At 43.4% G+C, this 22197-nt stretch carries 20 protein-coding genes and 2 pseudogenes; 12 read left to right on the forward strand and 10 right to left on the reverse strand.

Translation table 11 applies throughout. The features are described from left to right. Window positions 1–406 precede the first annotated feature (406 nt). The gene (locus tag RSJ42_RS18085) at window positions 407–1561 is read left to right on the forward strand and encodes a (Fe-S)-binding protein (RefSeq protein WP_410508606.1); all 1155 of its coding nucleotides are present in this window, start codon (window positions 407–409) and stop codon (window positions 1559–1561) included. Window positions 1562–1962: 401 nt separating this feature from the next. Here the strand turns inward: RSJ42_RS18085 and RSJ42_RS18090 are convergent, their stop codons facing one another. Beyond that, complete coding sequence (locus RSJ42_RS18090; RefSeq protein WP_410508607.1) at window positions 1963–2244, reverse strand: hypothetical protein; 282 nt, start codon at window positions 2242–2244, stop codon at window positions 1963–1965. A 204-nt stretch (window positions 2245–2448) separates the two neighbouring features. On the opposite strand from RSJ42_RS18090, the gene mtbC reads away from it, so the two are divergent. From mtbC to RSJ42_RS18140, 10 genes and pseudogenes are all read left to right on the forward strand, one after another. Next, window positions 2449–3090, forward strand: coding sequence for a dimethylamine corrinoid protein MtbC (mtbC, locus tag RSJ42_RS18095; protein ID WP_410510423.1), 642 nt, complete (start codon window positions 2449–2451; stop codon window positions 3088–3090). Window positions 3091–3116: 26 nt separating this feature from the next. Continuing rightward, a pseudogene (gene mttB / locus RSJ42_RS18100) lies at window positions 3117–4604 on the forward strand ([trimethylamine--corrinoid protein] Co-methyltransferase). Window positions 4605–4630: 26 nt separating this feature from the next. Beyond that, on the forward strand, window positions 4631–5281 hold the full coding sequence (locus tag RSJ42_RS18105) for a methyltransferase cognate corrinoid protein (protein WP_410508608.1): 651 nt from the start codon (window positions 4631–4633) through the stop codon (window positions 5279–5281). A gap of 494 nt (window positions 5282–5775) precedes the next feature. Beyond that, window positions 5776–6837: a DMT family transporter gene (locus RSJ42_RS18110; RefSeq protein WP_410508609.1), complete on the forward strand. Its 1062-nt coding sequence runs from the start codon at window positions 5776–5778 to the stop codon at window positions 6835–6837. Window position 6838: 1 nt separating this feature from the next. Further along, on the forward strand, window positions 6839–7132 hold the full coding sequence (locus tag RSJ42_RS18115; RefSeq protein ID WP_410508610.1) for a hypothetical protein: 294 nt from the start codon (window positions 6839–6841) through the stop codon (window positions 7130–7132). A 19-nt stretch (window positions 7133–7151) separates the two neighbouring features. Further along, complete coding sequence (locus RSJ42_RS18120; protein WP_410508611.1) at window positions 7152–7301, forward strand: hypothetical protein; 150 nt, start codon at window positions 7152–7154, stop codon at window positions 7299–7301. A 56-nt stretch (window positions 7302–7357) separates the two neighbouring features. Continuing rightward, window positions 7358–8761 (forward strand): annotated as a pseudogene (gene mtbB / locus RSJ42_RS18125) ([dimethylamine--corrinoid protein] Co-methyltransferase). A 999-nt stretch (window positions 8762–9760) separates the two neighbouring features. Further along, window positions 9761–10318, forward strand: a complete 558-nt coding sequence (locus RSJ42_RS18130; RefSeq protein ID WP_410508612.1) for a PepSY domain-containing protein — start codon at window positions 9761–9763, stop codon at window positions 10316–10318. 675 nt (window positions 10319–10993) lie between these two features. Beyond that, window positions 10994–12607, forward strand: coding sequence for a lysine--tRNA ligase (lysS, locus tag RSJ42_RS18135; protein WP_410508613.1), 1614 nt, complete (start codon window positions 10994–10996; stop codon window positions 12605–12607). Between the two features lie 35 nt (window positions 12608–12642). Further along, the gene (locus RSJ42_RS18140) at window positions 12643–13305 is read left to right on the forward strand and encodes a class I SAM-dependent methyltransferase (RefSeq protein WP_410508614.1); all 663 of its coding nucleotides are present in this window, start codon (window positions 12643–12645) and stop codon (window positions 13303–13305) included. Window positions 13306–13385: 80 nt separating this feature from the next. Here the strand turns inward: RSJ42_RS18140 and RSJ42_RS18145 are convergent, their stop codons facing one another. The 3 genes from RSJ42_RS18145 to RSJ42_RS18155 form a co-directional block, all read right to left on the reverse strand. After that, window positions 13386–13643: a pro-sigmaK processing inhibitor BofA family protein gene (locus RSJ42_RS18145; RefSeq protein ID WP_410508615.1), complete on the reverse strand. Its 258-nt coding sequence runs from the start codon at window positions 13641–13643 to the stop codon at window positions 13386–13388. A gap of 151 nt (window positions 13644–13794) precedes the next feature. Next, on the reverse strand, window positions 13795–14244 hold the full coding sequence (locus tag RSJ42_RS18150; protein WP_410508616.1) for a nucleoside 2-deoxyribosyltransferase: 450 nt from the start codon (window positions 14242–14244) through the stop codon (window positions 13795–13797). Window positions 14245–14280: 36 nt separating this feature from the next. Next, entirely contained in the window at window positions 14281–16827 is a 2547-nt protein-coding gene (locus tag RSJ42_RS18155; protein ID WP_410508617.1) for a DUF3656 domain-containing U32 family peptidase, read from the reverse strand. A 173-nt stretch (window positions 16828–17000) separates the two neighbouring features. Between RSJ42_RS18155 and RSJ42_RS18160 the strand changes: the two genes are divergently transcribed. Continuing rightward, window positions 17001–17867, forward strand: coding sequence for an NmrA family NAD(P)-binding protein (locus RSJ42_RS18160; protein ID WP_410508618.1), 867 nt, complete (start codon window positions 17001–17003; stop codon window positions 17865–17867). Window positions 17868–18032: 165 nt separating this feature from the next. On the opposite strand, the gene RSJ42_RS18165 is transcribed toward RSJ42_RS18160, so the two are convergent. From RSJ42_RS18165 to RSJ42_RS18190, 6 genes are all read right to left on the reverse strand, one after another. Then, window positions 18033–18434, reverse strand: a complete 402-nt coding sequence (locus tag RSJ42_RS18165; RefSeq protein ID WP_410508619.1) for a hypothetical protein — start codon at window positions 18432–18434, stop codon at window positions 18033–18035. Window positions 18435–18678: 244 nt separating this feature from the next. Beyond that, entirely contained in the window at window positions 18679–18966 is a 288-nt protein-coding gene (locus tag RSJ42_RS18170; protein WP_410508620.1) for a MazG nucleotide pyrophosphohydrolase domain-containing protein, read from the reverse strand. 176 nt (window positions 18967–19142) lie between these two features. Continuing rightward, entirely contained in the window at window positions 19143–19964 is an 822-nt protein-coding gene (gene hisF / locus RSJ42_RS18175) for an imidazole glycerol phosphate synthase subunit HisF (RefSeq protein WP_410508621.1), read from the reverse strand. A gap of 220 nt (window positions 19965–20184) precedes the next feature. Beyond that, on the reverse strand, window positions 20185–20649 hold the full coding sequence (locus RSJ42_RS18180; protein ID WP_410508622.1) for a bifunctional nuclease family protein: 465 nt from the start codon (window positions 20647–20649) through the stop codon (window positions 20185–20187). A gap of 99 nt (window positions 20650–20748) precedes the next feature. Continuing rightward, on the reverse strand, window positions 20749–21489 hold the full coding sequence (locus RSJ42_RS18185; protein WP_410508623.1) for a protein-L-isoaspartate O-methyltransferase: 741 nt from the start codon (window positions 21487–21489) through the stop codon (window positions 20749–20751). Beyond that, window positions 21431–22066, reverse strand: coding sequence for an HVO_0476 family zinc finger protein (locus RSJ42_RS18190; protein WP_410508624.1), 636 nt, complete (start codon window positions 22064–22066; stop codon window positions 21431–21433). The genes RSJ42_RS18185 and RSJ42_RS18190 overlap by 59 nt, the downstream gene beginning before the upstream one ends. Window positions 22067–22197: the final 131 nt, after the last annotated feature.

Genomic DNA, 22197 nt, shown 5'->3' on the forward strand with positions numbered 1-22197 from the left:
TTCTCACTGCCAGTAAAACTGAATATGAAGGCAGCCAGAGCGATCAATTGTGTCAGCCAGATCTTATGGAATGCCGTAAGACTCCAGCAGGACGCACAAAGGGCCATATCCAAGCGTACGGAAATGCCTGGAGGGGAGATACTGAAGGGGCAGATAAAATTAAGGGCTTTTTGTCCTGTTTTTTAACATTCGGATACTTTGATTTTCTTTCTTCTAAAGACACCTGGACTCCGCGGATTCAGATCCGGCGGTTATTCCTTTTTCCTTTTAAGGGCAGCTTCCCTGGTTAAATGTCTCTTTGGGTATCTTATTAAACACTCTGCTGGAATAGAATTTTCCAGGAGAAAGTTTAAGGGCCACTATAAGAATAAAGCCGCATGAGTTTAAAATGATATGGAGTTAAAATATGAGCATAGTACAAGAATACAGGGAAAAATGTACACGGTGCGGTCAATGTCTCGATATCTGCCCACGGTATGAAGACCTGGATTTACTTGACGGACTTTGCGGTTATCTTGAGGGGTCTTCAGGTATCGATCAAGAATACTTGCTCCGCTGTCTTACCTGCGGGCTCTGTATCTCTGCCTGCCCTGAGGATCTGGGGATCAAGCCTCTCATCTCCTCTGCCCGGCAGAAATGGGTAAATGAAAATGGACTTTCTGACCGGCAGACTATGGTGGACCCTGAAGCTGAAAACAATATCTTCAAAAAAATTGCTGAAATGGATGGAGCTCCTGAATGCCCGGACAGGTTTGGGTCTGTAGTGTATTTCCCTGGCTGCGCTGGCACCTATATCAATAGAGTGATGGCTCAGGCTACTGTCGCCCTGCTGGACAAGGCAGGGGTTGATTATACTGTTTTGAGCGGGCTTCAATACTGCTGCGGGGCTGTTTCAGCCGGCTCAGGAGACCAGGGTCCCATCCGCAGGCATGGGCAGCAAAATATTGATGAAATCAGGAGAAGAGGGGCGAAAATCCTGGTTACTGCCTGCCCGGGATGTTTCAAAGCTTTTAAGGATATCTATCCGCGCATGTTTGGGAAACTGGACTTTGAGGTTCTTCAGGTCTCGCAATATCTTGACCGGCTTCTGGAGGAAGGTAAAATTAGTCCAGAACCTGCTCTTAATCACAGGAAGGTCTTTTACCATGACCCCTGCCATCTGACCCGGAGTATGGGAGTTTACAGGGAAGCGAGGAATGTGCTCGAAAATATTCCTGGCACCGAGCTTGCAAATAAAACTCCTGAATGTTCGGCTTGCTGCGGCTTCGGAGGAGGAGTCAGGGTAAATTATCCTTCCGAATCTATTTCTGTGGCTTCTGACCGTTTCAGGGCTGCCGAAGAACTGGGCTGTGACGTGATAGTAACAAACTGCGGGGGCTGTATGCAGAACCTGACAGAAGCCGGAAAGAATGAAAAAATAAAGATATTTGATCTGGCTGAATATCTCGCCCTGGCTTGCGGAGCAAAGATTGAAAGGGAAGACAGGAAGATGATCGAGCTCGTAAACAGGGCTTACAGTTCATGTATTTCTGGTTACAAAGAACCTGAACTCCAGAACTAAATCCGCTATCTCCTTTTACTTTTCTCTTTCTTCTCAGTATTTTCATATAATTGCATGTTAAAAATATCTCTTGACCTCTCTTATATTATTTTTATACCTTTTACATTTCTGGCCCGCAGTTGATTGCAACAGCAATTTTTTCTTTATCATAAGTAAATTGCACAAAATTCTGTCCCGGCAAAAAATCTAGTATATATTCTTTTCGTTTTCGTCCTGTTTTTTATTTCAGTTTTATTCAAACTAAGGGAAAATGAAAAAATGATGTTTAAAAAAAGAAATTCTTAATCCGAAATCTGATCCATGTTTTGAACTTTATATGAAAAACAGCTTCAGCCGCCCCAGTTATTATTACATACTTTTTTTGGGGCGAAAGTTATATTTGTTCCAGTCCCTTTAATCTCTTAAAATGATACGGCATTTTTTTTCCTTTTCATTCGCTTCAAAAGAGCCAACTTTAGCATTTGATATTTATATTTTTTTATCCTTTCCCTCAATTTTTCTCTAAATACTTCACTCAAAAACTTAAAACCAAAAACTATATATAGAACCATTGATTTTCTCCTCTCTTTTCCAACAAAATATTTATACCAGTAAAGAGCAGTTAATACTGGAGACATCTGTGAAGATGAGTAACAGACGGGATTTAAAATGGCACCAAAAACGTTCCCTCTGCTAAATCTCATGAACCCCAGTAAGCAATCATGAAGAATTCATGATTTTGCAGTTTTGCTTGTGGTAATCCTGGTTTCCCACCCATGATATCATAAGTTACTTTTCATGCGTCTCATACTCGAAGAGCGTGAGCTAGCATCCCAAACCATCATGATTAATCATGGTGATTGGTTAAGAAGTCTCCATAGTTTAACAACTAAAACGGAGGATGCAATATTAGCAAAGAAGAACTGCTTCAGGAACTAGCAGGTGCAGTAATCACCTGTAAGAAGGATGCTGTACTCGCTGCCGTTGAAAAGGCAAAAGGAGAACTTGAACCATCCGAGATAATTGAAAAAGGACTTGCAGCAGGCATGAATGAAGTGGGGGTCCGCTTTGAAAGAGGCAAACTTTTCTTACCCCATGTAATGATGGCTGCCGACGCTATGACTGCAGGAGTAAATGCCCTTAAGGATCTTATGCCTGAAGGCTCTGCAAGCTCAAAAATGGGCGTTATTGTGAATGGAACCGTAGAAGGCGATGTCCATGACATCGGCAAATCTATCGTATCCACAATGCTCCAGTCTGCCGGTTTTGAAGTATATGACATCGGCCGTGATGTCCCGATCAAGAACTTTATCCAGAAGGCAAAAGAAGTCAATGCTGACATGATCGGAATTTCCGCTCTTATGACCACAACCCTTCAGGGCCAGAGGGAAGTTATTGAACTTCTCAAAGAGGAAGGAATGAGGAGTAAAGTAAAGGTCATGATTGGCGGAGCACCTGCCACCCAGGCATGGGCTGATAAGATCGGTGCAGACTGTTATGCAGAAAACGCAAGTGAAGCCGTTGCAAAAGCAAAAGAACTGCTGGCTTAAATCATTCTTATTCGGAGGTTAAAAAAATGGCAAAAAATAATGCAGTTGCAGGATTCCACGCACTTAACGGTGTAGAATTAAACCTTTTTACCACTGATGAACTTAAAGCGATTCACTACGCCACAATGGACGTTCTGATGAACCCCGGTATCCAGGTCTCTGACCCCGAGGCAAGACAGATCTTCAAAGAGAATGGCTGTGAAGTCGATGAAAAAACAAATGTTGTAAAGATCCCTGAATACCTTATAAGAAGAGCCCTTCAGCTCGCTCCATCCAGATTCACTCTCTGGGGACGTGACAAAAAGAACAACACAGTCCAGGAATGCGGTGGAAAAGTACACTGGACCTGTTTCGGTACCGGTGTGAAAGTCTGCAAGTACCAGGACGGCAAATACGTAACCGTTGACTCCGTTGAACAGGACATCGCAGATATTGCAAAACTCTGTGACTGGGCAGAAAACATTGACTACTTCTCCCTTCCGGTATCTGCACGAGACATCGCAGGCCAGGGTGCCCAGGATGTCCACGAGACCTTTACCCCTATCACCAGCACCTCAAAACACTTCCACCACATTGACCCGGTTGGCGAGAATGTCGAGTACTACCGTGACATTGTAACTGCATATTACGGCGGCGATGAAGAAGAAGCAAGGAAAAAGCCAATTTTCTCCATGCTCCTCTGCCCGACCAGCCCTCTTGAGCTCAGTGTCAATGCCTGCCAGGTTATCATTAAAGGTGCACGTTTCGGAATGCCTGTAAACGTCCTGAGTATGGCAATGTCAGGTGGATCTTCCCCTGTTTACCTTGCAGGAACTCTCGTAACACACAACGCCGAAGTCCTCTCCGGTATTACTCTTGCTCAGCTTACAGTACCAGGAGCAAAAGTCTGGTACGGAAGCTCAACAACTACCTTCGACCTCAAGAAAGGTACTGCACCTGTCGGTTCTCCTGAACTCGGTCTTATCAGTGCTGCAGTCGCAAAGCTTGCCCAGTTCTACGGCCTTCCCTCCTACGTGGCAGGTTCCTAGTCTGACTCCAAGGTTCCGGACAACCAGGCAGGCCACGAAAAGACCATGACTACCCTCCTGCCTGCCCTTTCTGGTGCAAACACCATTTATGGGGCCGGAATGCTTGAGCTCGGAATGACCTTCTCAATGGAACAGCTCGTAATTGACAACGATATCTTCAGTATGGTCAAGAAAGCCATGCAGGGAATTCCTGTATCCGAAGAAACCCTTGCAGTAGAATCCATCCAGAAAGTGGGTATCGGAAACAACTTCCTCGCACTTAAGCAGACCAGGCAGCTTGTGGACTATCCATCCAACCCTATGCTTATTGACAGACGCATGTTTGGAGACTGGGCAGCGGCCGGATCAAAGGACCTTGCTACAGTCGCACATGAAAAAGTTGTGGACGTCCTCAAGAACCACGAAGTCAAACCAATCGATGCAGACATCCTCAAGGACATGAAAGCTGTCGTGGACAAGGCTGACAAAGCTTTCAGAGGAATGTAATTATCCAGTATTCAGGAGATCTAAAAATGGCAAACAAAGAAGCATTAATTGCAAAAGCAAAAGACGCAATCACAGATTTTGATGATGAACTTGCAGCAGAAGTTGCAGCAGAAGCTCTCGCTGCTGGGGTCGACCCCGTAGAACTCATTGAGAAGGGCTTTACCGCAGGCATGGAAGAAGTCGGAGCACAGTTCGAACAGGGTACTCTCTTCCTCCCCCACGTGCTTGCAGCTGCAGAAGCAATGAACGCAGGCATAGATGTGATCAAGCCGGAAATGGAGAAGCGCAAGTCCGAGACCAAGAACTTTGGGACCATCGTCATTGGGACCATTGAAGGTGACATCCATTCTATCGGAAAGGACATTGTTGCCTCCATGCTGAACATTGCAGGTTTTAAAGTCGTGGACCTCGGAAGAGATGTCCCAATAAAGACCTTCGTTGAAAAGGCAAAAGAAATCAAACCACAAATAATCGCATCCTCCGCCCTTATGACCACAACCATGGTCAACCAGATCCAGATCGAGGAACAGCTGAAAGAAGCAGGTATCCGCGGTCAGGTAAAGACCATGGTCGGAGGCGCACCCGTTACCCAGGACTGGGCTGACAAGATCGGCGCAGACATCTACGGAGAAAGTGCCACCGACGTCGTCAGTAAGGTAAAAGCAGCCTTACTCTAAAGGCTCAATAAGCAGAAAATGCAGGAGATTTTATCAAATGCATTTTTTGCCAAACTTTATTTTGTACAGTTTCTGCGAAACCTGTAGTTTACGGCATAGACAAAATCCTGTATCCGATTATAATTTACGGATCTGGTTATAACTCATGGGAATCCAGTAAGCATAAAAACTGAGCAAAAAGCCTTCTCGGTTCCACTCCGGCACAACTCAAGGTAGTGACAATTGTCTTTAAAACGGAAATTTATGCAATTGTCAGAATACCTGTAAACTCCAATTTAATGGGGCTAAAAACGAATAAAAACGGCAATTAAAAACTGTAGATAAATATAAATATTGTCCCCCGGAATTATAGTGTTGGAATTTAATTTTAAAGTAAATATAGTTCCCTGAGTTATTAAATGCCCTGAAAAGGGTTCGCAAACTGTGCTTTCAGGCTGTGGAATAGGGTTGAGACGGACTCATGCCCTGAGGGAATTTCACAGTGATTCTGAAAAATGGAGGGATTTTCCGTGGATTTAAAAGCCTTAAAAAAACAGGAAAGTAAAAGAAAGATCAGTAAAGGGTACATGTGGGCCCTTTTCTGTGCTGTATTCTGGGGAATCTGGTATCTCCCAGGAACCGTTGTCTGGGTGCTGAATCCTTTCGATGAAATGTACAGCGTTATTGCAGAAATGCGCGGGGACGGTGTATCCCTTGTTGTAACCGCTGTCCTGATTACTGCTTTCAATGCGCTTACAGTTATGCTTGCTCTTATGCTCTGGAATGGAGTGCTTGGCAAATACGGAGAACTTGCCCGAACTCTTAAGGAATTCCATCCGTGTTCCAAATGGTTCTTCCTTGCCTCAATCTTCGGAGGTCCAATGGCAATTCTTGGTTCTTTTATTGCTATGGGCTTTATAGGCGGAGCATTTGCAGCTGTTGCCGGTCTTCTTTATCCTGTAGTGGGCTCGATTCTTGCTTATTACTGGTATGGAGAAAAGATCTCAAAGAGAGCAGCAATGGGTATCGCTGTCATTGTTCTCGGAGGCATTTCCATTTACGGTGGCGGACTTCTGACCGAGCTTTCTTCGGGTAACATCCAGTGGATAGGTTACCTTGGAGGTTTAATGGCTGCAGCCGGCTGGGGAATTGAAGGCGCTATCGCAGGTAAAGGTCTGGATATAGCAGAACCGGATGCCGGCCTGACACTGCGTTTCCTTGGAGAAAACATTATCTGGTGGATCATTATTGTGCCTATTCTGGCAATCGTTGGTTTCCCTATGTATTCCTTTGCACTCCAGGCTTTTGAGCCTCTGACCCTGCTGGTCCTGATCTTTGCAGGTATCACATTTGGTTTCTGTTATGTTACCTGGTACAAATCTTTCCCGCTTATAGGGGTTGGAAGAGGTCAGGGTATAGGAAACCTTTACGGGTTCTGTGCGATCATATTCATTTTCCTCTTCTTCGGGGATGTCCCTAGCTGGACAATTCTTGTCGGCGGCACTCTCTGTATTGCTGGCAGTTTCATTATGTTCACTGAAGACGCAAGTGCACTTGAAACTTTGAGAGGTGAATAAGATGGGAAACAGGCCTATTAAGTTCAGAATTCTGGAGCTTTTCCTGGATGGAAAAGAGTACTGGAACTATGAAGTTGTTTCAAAGATCCAGGAAGAGTACAATATGCATGGGAACTACGGCAGGGACAGCATCAACTTCGATATCATTGAACTTGTATCCGGAGGGATGCTGAAAGATCTCGAGCAGAAAGTTGATGAGGCAGGAATCTACAAAAAAGATTTCCTCCTGCACAAATATGTGATCACCGATTTCGGAAAAGTCCGGGGCTCCGACGCCTGCATGAGGTATGCATAATCTCAAGGAGGTTAAAAAAATGGTACAAACAGCAGCTGCAATGGAAGCTTACAACGCTTACTGGGCAAATTCTTTCATACCAGCCGGAGATATTACGTGGATGGTCCTTATCCTTATCCTGGCAGTAGTTGCTCTCTGGCAGGCAAGGACTTTCATGTCCAAATTCTAAACCCCAATAGAATACAGCTTCCAGATCTAATATAAGTAGTATAAATGGTGATAAAAATGGCAACCGAATATGCTTTGAGAATGGGAGACGGGAAGAGGATCTTCCTTACCAAAGAAAAAATTATGGCGGAGATTGAAGCCGGAACAGCAAACGCTGCCGATCTTGGTGAGATCCCTGCCCTTAGCGCCAGCGAACTCGACAAGCTTGCGGAAATCCTTATGATGCCAGGAAAATCTGTAAGCGTCGAGCAGGGTATGGAAGTGCCTGTAACTCATGACATCGGTACTATCCGGCTTGACGGCGACCAGGGCAACAGCGGTGTAGGCATTCCTTCCAGCCGCCTTGTCGGCTGCATGATGCACGAGAGGGCATTTGGTGCTGACACAATGGAACTCGGTCACATTGACTACAGTTTCAAACCTGTGAAGCCAGTTGTTTCAAACGAGTGCCAGGCAATGGAAGTGTGCCAGCAGAACATGATCATCCCGCTCTTTTACGGCGCAATGCCGAACATGGGATTGTATTATACCCCTGACGGACCTTTCGAGAACCCCGGAGACCTTATGAAGGCTTTCAAGATTCAGGAAGCCTGGGAATCGATGGAGCACGCAGCCGAGCACCTTACAAGGGACACTGTATGGGTTATGCAGAAACTCTTTGCTTCCGGCGCAGATGGTGTTAACTTCGACACAACTGCAGCTGCAGGCGACGCTGACATGTACGGAACCCTGCACGCAATCCAGGCTCTCAGGAAAGAGTTCCCTGACATGTACATAGAAGCAGGAATGGCAGGAGAATGCGTACTTGGTATGCACGGTAACCTCCAGTATGACGGAGTCACCCTTGCAGGACTCTGGCCTCACCAGCAGGCACCTCTGATTGCAAAAGCAGGGGCAAACGTTTTCGGCCCTGTATGCAATACCAACACAAGCAAGACCTCAGCCTGGAACCTTGCACGCGCAGTTACCTTCATGAAGGCAGCTGTCGAAGTGTCTCCAATTCCCTGTCACGTTGACATGGGTATGGGTGTCGGCGGAATCCCAATGCTTGAAACTCCACCGATTGATGCTGTTACAAGGGCAAGCAAAGCAATGGTCGAGATTGCAGGCGTAGACGGCATATAGGTCGGGGTCGGCGACCCATTGGGTATGCCGATCTCCCACATAATGGCTTCAGGTATGACAGGGATGAGAGCAGCAGGAGACCTTGTTGCAAGGATGCAGTTCTCAAAGAACATGAGGATCAAAGAAGCTAAAGAATACGTGGCAAAGAAGCTCAATGTCGAAATCAGGGACCTTGCTGATGAACACGTTATGCGCGAACTCCGTGAGGAGCTCGATATTGGTGTAATCACTTCAGTCCCGGGTGCTGCAAAAGGCATTGCTGCAAAAATGAATATCGAGAAACTGCTCGATATTAAGATTAATTCCTGCAATCTCTTCAGGAAACAGACCAGATAAAAACGGTTAATAAAAAATCGTTAATTAAAAAACGGTTAGTTAAAAAACAGTTAATTAAAAAACGGTTAATAAAAAATCGTTAATTAAAAAATGGTAAGTTAAAAATCGTTAATTAAAAAACAGTTAATTAAAAATAAACTGTTGAAGACAGATAGGACCCAGGAATCAGGGTTCTACCTGTCTACTTTATTAAAATGTAGCAGTAGAGCTTTTAATTCTTTTTAAATGCTTTTGGCTAAATTTTTTTCTTTAAGCCATTTTTGGATCTATCAGGAATATCTTTCTGGATCTCAATGAAGTTAAGTGGAATATAGGACTTACGCGGTTGAACTGAAAAACAACAGCTCTAAACCTTCAACTGTCTAAATAGACGATTTAACTGCAAGGTCTATTGATCATGATTCTAATCCTCAAGTGCGTAAGTCCTAGAATATTAAGATACTGCTTTTACAGAAATCCTGCAAATTACTCAACTTAAAAGAATTTAAAGAATGAAAGCCATAAAATACTCCCTATTTTTTCCTATAAACATGAAGAACAATTCCTATTGTCATCAGGTAAATTATCTTCATGTAAATATGAAACTGCTGATTGTAGTTTTAAAACTATTCTACCCGGAAGACGATCTCTTTATTTCCGTAAATATTCTAAAAGCGTCCTTCAATGTTACAAGACACAGATAAAATATAATACCGGCATGGAAAATCAGTCAAAAATATGCTATGGTATCAAATATTCAATTTATCAATGAAAATCATCTATGATAAACGGAATATGACAGATACAGCGTCATATGTTGCCAAAAAAAGTTTAAAAAGTGCCTGGAGCAAGAATGCTATGCAATTAAGTAAAAAACTTGAAATGACCCTGTACAACATAAGAAAATTGTAAATCAATTTGAATCAAAATAAAAATTTCTAGGGAGCCAGGATACTTATAACATAGTAATTAAAGATTTATGGGGGATTTCTTATGAAAAATATATTTTTCACAATATTAATGGTCAGTGTATTAGCGCTTACTGTAACTTCATTAGATAATAGTGCAGAAAACGCAGAGGATACTGTTTTATCAGCAGTGCTGGGTGTCGTACCATCTGCATCTGCACAGCCTGCAAACACGGATATTATTACAATGACAAGAGCAATGGAAATCTCTCTTGATCATGCCGGACTAGCAGAAAATGATGTTATTTTTATTGAAGCAGAACTTCACAGGGATGATGACAGACTGGAATATGAAATCGAGTTTTACAGTGGTGACACAGAATATGAGTATGATATCGATGCAACCACTGGAGCGGTTATAGAGCGGAGCACTGAATCTACCGACGATTCAATCGACACAGAGATTATTACGATGACAAGAGCAATGGAAATCTCTCTTGATCATGCCGGAATCACAGAAACTGATGTCACTTTTGTTGAAGTAGAACTTCACAGAGATGATGGCGGATTGGAATATGAAATCGAGTTTTACAGTGGTGACACAGAATATGAATATGATATCGATGCAGTTACTGGAACGATTATAGAATGGGAACAGGATGACGATTGATTCTCTGAAAAATAGAACCTTTCAAAGGTAATTAAAGATTTATTTAAGCTGGCAGTTTCTTACAAAGTTCTCCTTGTGCCCGGCTTTAAAATTATTATTTCTGCGGGGTTTTATATTTCAAACACTTTTATTTTTCTATAGTTATTTTTGTTTTGCTTTTTCTAATCTCCATTTTTACTTTTATATCTGAGTTCCTTCTATCTATAATCACCCATGGGTTGTTTTCACCCTGGTTGTTCTGCAACTTTTGCTTTTTTAAGAACGTAATCGACTCAATACGATAAATTTATATATTTATACGTGCTTTTAATTATTAGCAAATCAAATTTACTTGATTTGCCTGTAAAGTGCCATTTTAAATCTCCGTAATTCTGCAGACTCCTTTGAAGATTTGCCTTTGAACCTCCATTACTTTTTTTCTTTTTTCTTTTTTTCCTGAGATAATTCTATCTTGTTTGCTTTTTCTCACTTTCGTTTTCCGTTTTTTCTTTTCCTGCATATTCTGATGCGGCAAAAAACAGGACTGCCTCCGGAATTTGAAAACCCCAGCCCAAAGTTTATTAGCCGATACGATAATTATGCAGGAAACCCAACCTGTAGATATATGCATGAACAGATCCTGATCTCCTGTTTTCATATCCGATTCTACAGTTACCCGATATTCTGGTGAAAACTATGGCTGACACAATTCACTGGGCAGACGTCATAGCCGAAGACGTATTAAATAAAAGTGGCAAACACCTTGTTGCCACAGGAATCACTCCCTCAGGGCATATCCATATAGGAAACATGAGAGAGGTAGTGACTGCTGATGCTGCTTATAGAGCCCTCATCGACAGGGGAGCAGATGCCCGTTTTATCTATATTGCTGACAATTTCGACCCCCTGCGCAAGGTCTATCCTTTCCTTCCCGAAAGCTATGCCGAACATGTGGGAAAACCTATTTCCGAGGTCCCATGCCCATGCGGGGAATGTGCGAACTATGCCGAGCATTTCCTGAGGCCTTTCCTTGAAGCCCTAGGGCGCCTGGGCATCAGCCCTGAAGTTTACAGGGCAGACGAAATGTACAGGGCAGGAATGTATACCGACGCGATAAAAACCGCCCTTGCAAAAAGAGATGAGATTGCAAAAATCCTTGAAGAGGTCTCAGGCAAAACCGTAGCTGAAGAATGGAGCCCTTTCAATCCCCGCTGTAGCCAGTGCGGAAAAATAACTACCACAAAAGTTACCGGTTTTGACATGGAAGCCGAAACCGTAGATTATGTCTGCGCCTGCGGGCACTCAGGGACGGTTCCCATGGCAGGAGGGGGCAAGCTTACATGGAGAGTTGACTGGCCTGCCCGCTGGGCTGTGCTTGGGGTAACCGTCGAGCCTTTCGGAAAAGACCACGCATCAAGAGGCGGTTCATACGATACCGGAAAGCGGATAGTCAGGGAAATCTATGGACACGAACCTCCTTTCCCTATCGTTTATGAATGGATAATGCTCGGTAAACAGGGGGCAATGTCGTCTTCCACCGGAGTTGTTGTCTCTATTACGGATATGCTTGAAGTTGTGCCTCCGGAAGTCCTGCGCTACCTGATCATCCGCACAAAACCTGAAAAGCATATTCAGTTCGATCCAGGGCAGCCTCTTCTCACCATAGTTGATGAATACGAGAGGCTCAGGGAAAAGTTCCGTGATAATGACCCTAACCTTGGCGATTTTGAAAAAAGGATTTATGAGCTCTCCAGAGCTACCGGTATCTGTCACCCGGAAATTCCTTTCAAGCAAATGGTAACCATTTTCCAGGTTGCCAGAGGAAATTTAGAGCAGATCCTGCAGATAGTGAAGAGATCAGGCTTTTCAACTGAGGATGAAAAATGTATCAGGGAGCTTGTGGATAACGTCTCAAAATGGCTTGAACTCTATGCCCCCCCGTTTGCAAAGTTCAGCGTAAAGGAAAAGGTGCCCGTACAGGTGGCAACTCTTTCAGGACTCCAGAAAGCTTTCCTCGGGGCATTTGCAGACCTTATCGAATCAAAAGGCAAAATCAGCGGAGAAGAATACCATATGCTTGTTTACTCTGCAAAAGAGGAAGGCTCCGAGTTGAACAGGTTGGTCGCAGAGAAGTTAAATGCCCCATCTCCGCAGGTAGACCCAAAGGATCTTTTCAAGGCTATCTACACCTCAATTCTCGGACAGAGTTCCGGCCCCAAGGCTGGCTGGTTTTTGTCTTCCTTTGAGGAAGATTTCCTCATAAATAGATTCAGGGAAGCTTCGACGTACAGCCCTGAAAAGCGCGCCTGAATAATGCATGCAGAACTGAAGGAGTATATAAACCGATGGAAAAACGTTCAGTCCCTTCAAAAGAGCATTTTCTTGCATGGGATAAGGAATATAATCATCTCAAATGGGGAGGGCCTGCATCCGTAAGGAACCTTCAGGCTTACCTTTCCTCTGGAGCGAGAGTCCTGGATGCGGGTTCGGGAAACGGGAGATATCTTGGGGAAATTTCCCGGAATTATACTTCCGTAGGAGTAGACGTTTCTTTAACTGCCCTTCTCAGTTCCCGTTCCCAATTTTCAAGAAGCAGAAGGTTTGCAGAACATATTGGGGCAAGCATACATGCACTTCCTTTCAAATCAGGATCATTTGATGGAATAATCTGTTACGGAGTACTCCAGCACCTTTTTAAAGGGGAAAGGGAAACCGCTGTAAGGGAGTTTTCCCGCCTGCTAAGAAAAGAAGGCCTCGTTTTTTTCGAAGCTTTCGGCTGCAGGGATATGCGTTGCGGAGGGGAGGCTTCAAGCCCAGCTGAGGAGAAAACATTTGCCCGCCAGAATGGTATAATTTATCACTATTTCACTGAAGAAGAAGTGAAAACACTTTTTAGCGAATTTGAGGTCCTTGAACTGGAAAACATACTAAAAGAGAAAATTTTTAGAGGGGAACCTTATCAACGGCATATGATCAGGGCAGTTTTCCGGAAACCTGAACCCGATTAAGATGTGCCTGATATCCTGTCCTTTCTCTGCCGCTTCAGGTCCTTTAATAACTTTAAAATTTTAACGTTTAACTTTTATTTTTACGCAAATCCAAGCTTAAGATAATTGAGCACAATTATTACAAGGGCTCCGAAGATTCCTCCTATTGCGCAGACAAGGACTGCTATCCAGGTAACTGCGATTTCAAGTCCCAGTAAAACCTTTGCTACGATCAGGGTTAATACTCCAAGCACTGCATTTATTGCAAGGCTGGTGGCAGTCTTGAGGATTTTGTATAGCAAAACAGCTGCTACAACTGCCAGGATCAGTACTGAGATTTCGGTAATGTCAACTACCATAGATTATACATAGTGTTCAAATTATTTATATTTATCATTGAGTTTTATGAAACAGTGTCCCATATTTAATATATTCTATCAAATGTACTCGAAAACGTCTCCTGCTCTCTTTTATCTCTAGAATAAAAACTATTTTATGGCGCTTCTTTCTTTAAAGAGCCCGGATGAATTTAATAATTATTTCTTTAAGTTCGCCTTCGCTTGAATAAGAGCGTACTACCATCAAAGGATAGGGATTTCCAAGTACCATTGCAGAAACTGCCGCATCGGGCCTGTGAAGGCAGAGAACGGGGATTTTCAGGTCAAGCGCTCTGCATATTTCGTAACCTACGCCAGTAGACGGTACTGTCACTTCTGCAATAAGGGCATTGCTTCTTGCAAGCAGTCCCATATCCCTATCATAAATTTCCTGTTCGGTCATCTTTGATTCTGTCTCTTCCAGCTCCGGGTCTGCAACATGCAAGCTGAGTACTTCTGCGCCTGCTTCTCCAATAATGTCACACATAAACCCGTAGGTATCGAGAAGCTGCCTCCCTCCCCGGATAGATCCCGAAACAAAAATTTTTGGCTTATCCTGCCCTGAGAATACAAATTTTTCCATTTTTTTCACCCTTCAGGAAATTTCTCTCGAGATTTATTACTGTACTCCTCTAAAATAGTGCCCTGTCGTAAAACCTTTTCCCAGGTCCTCGCATTTTTCCTTTATCTTTTTTCCTGGCTTATAAAATGCGTCAATAGCTTGCCTGTATTTCTCTGTGATTCTCCTTATCTCTTCTGCGTTATCCATTCCCAGAGTTTCAACCCTCAGACTTGAGACAACGCTTTCGATAAGCTTGGGAATATATTCGAGCATACAAAGAGATCTTGAGTTCAGGAGATGGGTCCTGCACTGGTAGTCCATGAGCAGGGGGAACTCGTAATTCTTTTCATCTACCAGCTTAAAATTCCCTGAGCTGCACGGAGAACTGCACTTCCCTCCATTTTTTCCGAGCAGCCCTCCTGCAATGCAGTGTTCCGATTCCATCAGTTCAAGGCGGCCGTGCACAATGCACTCTGCAGGCCCATAAGAAGCTACCTTTTTGAGTTCTTCAAGCGTTAATTCGGGTGATAGGACAGCCATTTTTGCCCCCTTTTCCAGGAGGAGAGCAAGAGTGAAACCGTTATAGATATTCAGGGGACTATCTGCAATACACGGAATCCCTTTTCTTTTAGCAAAGTTAAATGTCCCCAGGTTTGAAACGAGTACACCATCGGCTCCGAATTTTTCCGCGCGCAAGAAAAGTTCCTCTACCTGTTTCATCTCGGAATCCTTCACGATTTTCGGAGTGTTGAAGTAGATCCTCTTCCCTGCTGTTCTGGTTTTTAGAACCGCGCTTTCAAAAATAAAATCAGGGTCCTTGCGAGGAATCTCTTCTACTCTGGAGTTTTTCTCTTTTCCTGCTGTTTTCTTTTGTCTAAAAAGCCCTTCTTCGAAGTAAATGCAGTCTGCCCCGCCTGAAATAGCTCCTTCTAGCTCTTCGAGGGAATATACGGACACCGAAAGTAACGGCTTTTCCGGCTCCTGTTCTTTCACTGCTTCTGCTTTTTTTTCTCCGAATGCGGAGAGCTGCAAATTTCCAATAGGCTCACGCTTCCATTTTGATATTCGCAGTTTTTCAAGCTGAGAGATTGCCTTCGTTCTCAGGTCATTCAGCTGCCCTACGGGAATGAAAATATCCCCTTCCGCATTTACTTTAAGTTCGGCTGCCTCAAAGAGGGTATTTCCAAGCTTGGTGAGCTGTTTTTCAATCTGGGTTTTTGAGGTTGGCGATTTCTCTGCCTTTTCTACAAGATACTCGGATTCAACGGTTACAATGTTTGAATCGATATCTTTCACTTCAAGCCTTGCAGGTTTCCCTGGCGTAATGTTTACTGTAAGGAATATCGGAACCTTCGGTCTCATCGCTCCTGATTCGCTTTCTTTTCTAAGGGAATCCATGAGCTTCTTGTCATGCGTCCTGTAGACCGTGCTTCCTGATGGTGCCCTTGAGTCAAAAGGAATTTCTACGGTTTCACCTTTTTCTGCACTGTATACCTGACCTTTTACAGTATACATTGAGAATATGATTTTTCCTTTGTCTTCGGGCCGGGTTTCAGCATTTTCGACCATTATCCCGTCTCCCAGGCGGAGAGAGCTAGAGAGTTTTACACGAAGACGTTGCGTGCGCCTGTCATAACTGATAACCGTACCTGCTGGAATCCCCCGGTTGTGAGGGTTTTCCCGGCTCATAAGTTTTCCACGCGGTTTTTCAAAAAAATAGCCTGAAGTGAAGCCGCGGTTAAAAAGCTGAGCAAGAGTTTCCTGCTCCTCTCCTGAAACCGGGCATCTTTCAGGGCCCTTCAGGTATCTGTCAATCAGGCGGCGGTAAATCCTGACAACGCCGGCAACATATTCCGGCCTTTTCATCCTGCCTTCAATTTTAAAAGACTCTATTCCGGCTTCTATAATTGGTCCCAGACCTGAAGTAATGTTAAGGTCCTTGGGGCTCAGAAGATAACTGCCGCTGGTCTTGATCTGTTTTCCGTCGCAATATAGCCTGTACTTTTTGCGGCACGGCTGGGCGCAGTATCCCCTGTTTCCACTCCTTCCACCTATGAGGCTGCTCAAAAGGCACTGCCCTGAATATGAAATGCAGAGAGCCCCGTGTACGAAAACTTCAACCTCTATTGCATCTCTTTCTTTTATTTCTTTCATTTCTTCAAGTGAAACTTCCCGTGAGAGCACAACCCTTTCGATGCCGAGCTCTTTTACAAACCTGACCCCTTCACTGTTGTGCAGAGTCATCTGGGTGCTTGCATGGAGGGGAAAGTCAGGCAGGTATTTTCTCGAAAGGGAAATAAGCCCGAGGTCCTGAATGATAACCGCATCGACTCCCATTTCTCTCAGGCGTGAAAGCAGAATAAGGGCGCTTTCCATTTCATCTCCCTTGAGCAGGGTATTCACGGTTACGTATATCTTGACGCCTCTTAGATGAGCGTAATCAACAGCTTTTTCGAGCTCTTCTTCTGAAAAATTGGATGCATATCCCCGGGCGCTGAAAGCCCTGGCTCCGAGGTATACAGCATCGGCTCCGTTTTCTACGGCTGCGGTAAGGGCTTCCATGCCGCCGGCTGGAGCCAGCAGTTCGGGTTTTACAGGCTTCATCAGATGGGATTACTGAGTATGCTCTTAATTAAACTTTGGCATCCTCTCTTTTCCTGAGAACCTTATGAGTAACTATTATAATGCTGGGAATTCTCTTACAGGTAGTCAGTTTCATTATGGATTGAATAAGCTAAATTTAATGCAAACTATCATACACGGCTGGAAGGTATGAAATGAATATAATATTAGGGGCAACAGGACAGGTAGGCTCAATGCTTGTTGATAATCTTTTAAAGAAAGGTCAACCCGTAAGAGCTGTTATTCGAAACGACCTTAAAGCACAGGAATTAAGAAATAAGGGTGCTGAGGTTAAAATTGCAGATTATTTTGACTTGGATGCCTTAAAAAAGGCTTTCCAGGGTGGAAACGCGGTTTTTCTATTAACACCTGAAAATCCAGAATCCGAGGACTTTCTAAGTGAGATTCAAACTATTATAACCAATTACAGAGAGGCTATTTTATCCTCAGGGATTACTAAAATTGTTGGTTTATCTTCCATGGGGGCACAGCACGAATCCGGGACAGGCAACCTGATGGCATCTTATATGCTGGAACATGCATTTTCCGACTTTGAAATTGAACAGGTTTTTGTTCGGCCCGCTTATTATTTCAGTAACTGGCTTGGATACCTGGAATTGGTCAAGGAATATGGGATACTGCCAACCTTTTTCCCGCCTGATATGGAGTTGCCTATGATTGCTCCGCCAGATGTTGCAGGATTCCTGTCAGATGTAATTACCTCTAAAACTCCGCAAGAAAGGGTATATGAGATCTCCGGGCCCATTGATTATAGTTCTTTAGATATTGCAAAAATATTTGAAGAAGTACTGAATAAAAATGTAACCTTACAGCAGGTATTACCTGAAGAATGGGAAAATACATTGATACAGGCAGGGTTCTCAAAAGATGGAGCAAAAAATCTTATGCTTATGACAAAAGCAGTTATTGACGGGAAAACTAAAAATGAAACAACCAGTCGGATTCGCTTCTCCACAGATTTTAAAAGTTATCTGAAAAACGTTATAAAAATAATCCACTGATAATTGTTTGTAAATTAACAAGTTTATTTGGATAATTTTCAGAGAGTCTTTTGCTCTGCCAGAAACATTAGGCTACAATTAAGGTTTCTGGCAGAGCAAAAATAATAAAACGGGGCTATTAATTGAAGTGTTATTGGATAAAATCCTAAAAGGCTTTCTTTCGGTTTATGCTTTCGGTCCTATTATCCAGGTTACGATCCTGTCGCTTTTCTTATCTTTTGAGGTCTCACAGAGTATTTTTCCTCCGTGCATATGGGATTCGCAGGAATAGCTGACTTTGTCTTGCCTTCCTATGTACTTGAAGTGTATTTTGAAGAACCCTTCTGAGCATCCTATACCATATTTAATCCAGCCTTCAATATCAGCTCCACCCTCACAGCTTCCTTCGCATGCAACAAGCTCAAAACTCTTTTCCTCATAAGATCCGATGTTTTCCGGAGCTGCATGGCCTTTTTTGTACTTGCCTTTCTCAATCTTCTGAGCCTGAAGTACAAAGTTGTCGCTGGTATTGTTCAGGATCTTCAACTGCAAACCTTCAAGAGTTTCCATAGTTTGTGTTTCTGACATCTTCTATTACCCCATTAAATAAAGAATTCAGATAAATTTCAAGTAAGAGATGACCTCTAATAAATAAAAAAGTATCCCCAAATATCTGAAATTTAATATAATATCGGAAAAAAGAAAACTGAATGGATAACGGCTAAATAAACTTAAGACTTGAAAGCCAATATATGTTATAAAGGTCCTGAAAAAGAAAGCTTCCGAATGTAAGATTTCCCAATACAATGAAGATGCTGCTATATGCCTTTATTCAGTCAGTGCAAATACAGGGCTTTTGCCTGCAGGTAGGGCAGATGCCGGGGTACTTTTTAAGGAACGCCTCTTCAAGGTCGATTCCGTAAAGGTTGGCAAGAGCGCCTATCCATGCAAAGCAGTCCGCAAGTTCTTCTTCTATGTTCTCGGGTTCTTCTCTACGGATGGCTTCCGCAAGTTCTCCTATCTCTTCAACCAGCCAGAGCATTGTGGCTTTTCCGCCTCTCCTTCTGTCGTTATGGGCATAGAGTTCGTACATAAGCTTCTGAAATTCAGAAATTTCCATATTTTTTCTCCTCAGCCGATCTATTATTTGATTATTTTAAACCCTGACTGCCATACATGGACAGGCACCTGCCCGGAAAATAATCTTAGGTAGGAAAATAATCTTAGGTATATACCTTTCAGGATAGGCGCCTGCCAGGGGACCTGTAGATAATATCAGATTATTATTTTTAAAGTTTAGAGCCTTACGGGAATTTCCTTTTCTTTAAGGTACTCTTTAACTTCCCGTATTGAATACTCGCTGAAGTGGAAAATGCTTGCTGCAAGGGCGGCATCAGCTTTTCCTTCAGAAAATCCTTCATAAATATGCTGCGGGTTTCCCACCCCTCCTGAAGCTATTATCGGAATATCCAGTTCTTCAGAAAGCTTTCTCGTAATAGGAATGTCATAACCTGCACAGGTTCCGTCCCTGTCCATGCTTGTGAGCAGGATCTCTCCCGAACCCAGTTCCTCTGCTCTTCTTGCCCACTGGACTGCATCAATTCCAGTTGACTGCCTCCCGCCGTAGATTACCACTTCATACCAGGCAGGAGTCCCGTCTTCCAGTTCCAGAATTGTTTTATCAGGGTTATTTTTTACATCCGTGTTTCGCCTGCAGTCAATAGCAGTAACGATGCATTGGGCTCCGAATATGTCGGAAGACTCTTTGATAAATTCAGGGTTTTTTACGGCTGAGGTGTTGACTGAGACCTTATCCGCACCTGCTCTCAGGATCTGGCGGATAGCATCGATAGAACTGATCCCGCCTCCAACAGTGAGAGGGATAAAGACCTCGTCTGCAGTCCTTTCGATTACATCGATCATTGTTTCCCTGCCGTGAGCGGAAGCCGTGATATCCAGAAATACAAGCTCGTCTGCGCCGTCTTCATTATAACGCTTGGCGAGCTCCACAGGGTCTCCGGCTTCTTTCAGGTCCACAAACTCCACGCCCTTGACAACACAGCCTCCTGCTCTGTCAAGGGTTACATCAAGGCATGGTATGATTCTTTTGGTGAGCATCTATGGGATAATGAAGGTAACTGTTATTAAAAGCTTATTGAAATTAAACCGGCAAAAGTCCGGAAAGCAGGAGGATACTGAAAATGAGAAAAGCTGCCAGAAAATACTGAACTAAAAGACTGAAACTGCAAGAAGAAGCGGGATCGGAACACCGAATATTCGGAGCAAATGAAATAACAGAGTTTTGCAGAAATCAGTTAGATTCAGTAACCAATAGTTTTCAGCCGAAAATATTCATTACACGTGCGCCTTCAAGCCTGGACATCTCTATTTCGGAACATTCCAGGACTTTCTTTCTAATTCTTATCGGAGCCCCAACCCTGAGGGCAAGGGCAATGCAGTCGCTTGGCCTTGCATCGAACTGCATTATGTTGTTATCTTTCTTTACAAGGAGGCGGGCATAATAGACTTTGTCCACCTTGTCATCGATCATTACGCTCTCAATTTTTATTTCCAGGCGGTCGAAAATATTGATCATCAGGTCATGCGACATTGGGCGAGGAGGAGATATATTTTTAAGCACATTTCCTATCGAAAGGGCTTCCAGATGTCCGATATAAATAGGAAGCATCTCACCTTTTGTATTCTCCAGAAGTACAACAGGTGTGGGATCGCTGAAGACGTCGACTATATACACATCTTTAACATGGATTTCTTCAAAATCCTCGTTTATGTCGATGTCCATATCAAGTAGTTAATTTCACACTTATTAATACTTTATTAATTCTTTTCAGTTTATTAAAAAAGACTGCTGACCTATTTCAGGTTTCTTAGTCCAGATTTCTTATCCCCAGGTTTTTCTAAAACCGTGCTTTCCGATCATGGGCACAAAGATAACTTCGCCTTTTTTCTTTTTGTGTATATTACCGTTACTATCCTTTTTAACCCTGATAAGCTCCTGAGAATAGCTTCCCACAGGAATTACCATTATGCCCCCGGGCTTTAACTGTCCCAGTAAAGTTTCAGGGATCTCAGGGGCTGCGCATGTTACAGCTATCCTGTCATAAGGAGCATATGGGGGATAACCCACTGATCCATTCTCAAGCAAAACTGTAACATTATTATACCCTGTTTCCCTTAAGTTCTTCTTCGCAAAATTTGCAAGAGACTCTATCCGTTCAACAGTATAGATATGCCCTGTTTTCTCTACGAGCTCTGCCATCACTGCAGCATTGTACCCGGAACCTGCCCCAATTTCCAGAACTTTATGACCTTCGGCCAGCTCCAGGATCTCACACATGATAGCAACCATATGAGGTGCAGATATTGTTTGCCCGCCCCCGATTTCCAGTGGCATGTCCACATAAGCTGCCCTCTGCTCATATTCAGGAACAAACCTGTGCCTGGGAACGCATAGCATTGCCCTGAGCACTCTTTTGTCCTGCACGAAACCTTCAAGCCCTTCTACCAGAAGCTTGCGGAGCTTTTTAAATTCTTCTTCATCCTTTTCTTTTTTTCTTCTGTTCTCACCATGGTCCTTTTCTGAAACTGCGTTGACCAGAGCCATCCCCCTTCTTTCTGGCAAAAATCCTTTTCACATATTTTGCAAGTACGGCATCGCCTTTTCTGGATCTGAAATTTCCATCTCTTATCTTTATTTTGGTAATGAAAAGACGGGTATTTCCAACTTTTTCTTCCGCTCCCACAACAAATTCATAATCTCCGGGAACACGTTTCTCGATTACCTCTGTTTTTTCAGTCCCTTCCTGTGCAGAAAACTTTACAGTAACCTCATCAATGGCTCTTCCCCATATTGTCTCGGTATTTTCTGCCCTGGCTACTTTGACCCTTTTTCCTCCTGCATCAAGGGCCGTAATCAGGATAGGACAAACTACTCCTGTTTCCTCATCATCTACAACCAGTTCGTCGTCTACCTGAAGGACAGTTTCGGAATCCAGTTGAGTTTTATAGGTACTTGAAGTATCTTTCTTGCTAACTATAACCTTCAAATTGACTGATTTCGGTGTTTTTATCTTCGCTGCATGTACCTGTCCGCATTCCAGACAGCGAACAAGAGGGCTCTGCCCTTCTTTAAGAACTTCATGCCCAATTTCTTCTTTCGGAGAACATGAGGGGCATTCGACTTCAATTTCTCTCATCATAGTCAAATCAATAGATGGATTCAAAATACTAAATACTTAACTTCTCCGGTGATCTTCTCAAGAAAGTTTTCTACAAGAATAGCCAGGAAGAAAAAAGTTACAGGAAAATGAGATGAGAAAGAGTAATATCC

Origin of the sequence: Methanosarcina hadiensis, from assembly GCF_046529725.1 — an archaeon.
GTDB classification, from domain to species: domain Archaea; phylum Halobacteriota; class Methanosarcinia; order Methanosarcinales; family Methanosarcinaceae; genus Methanosarcina; species Methanosarcina hadiensis.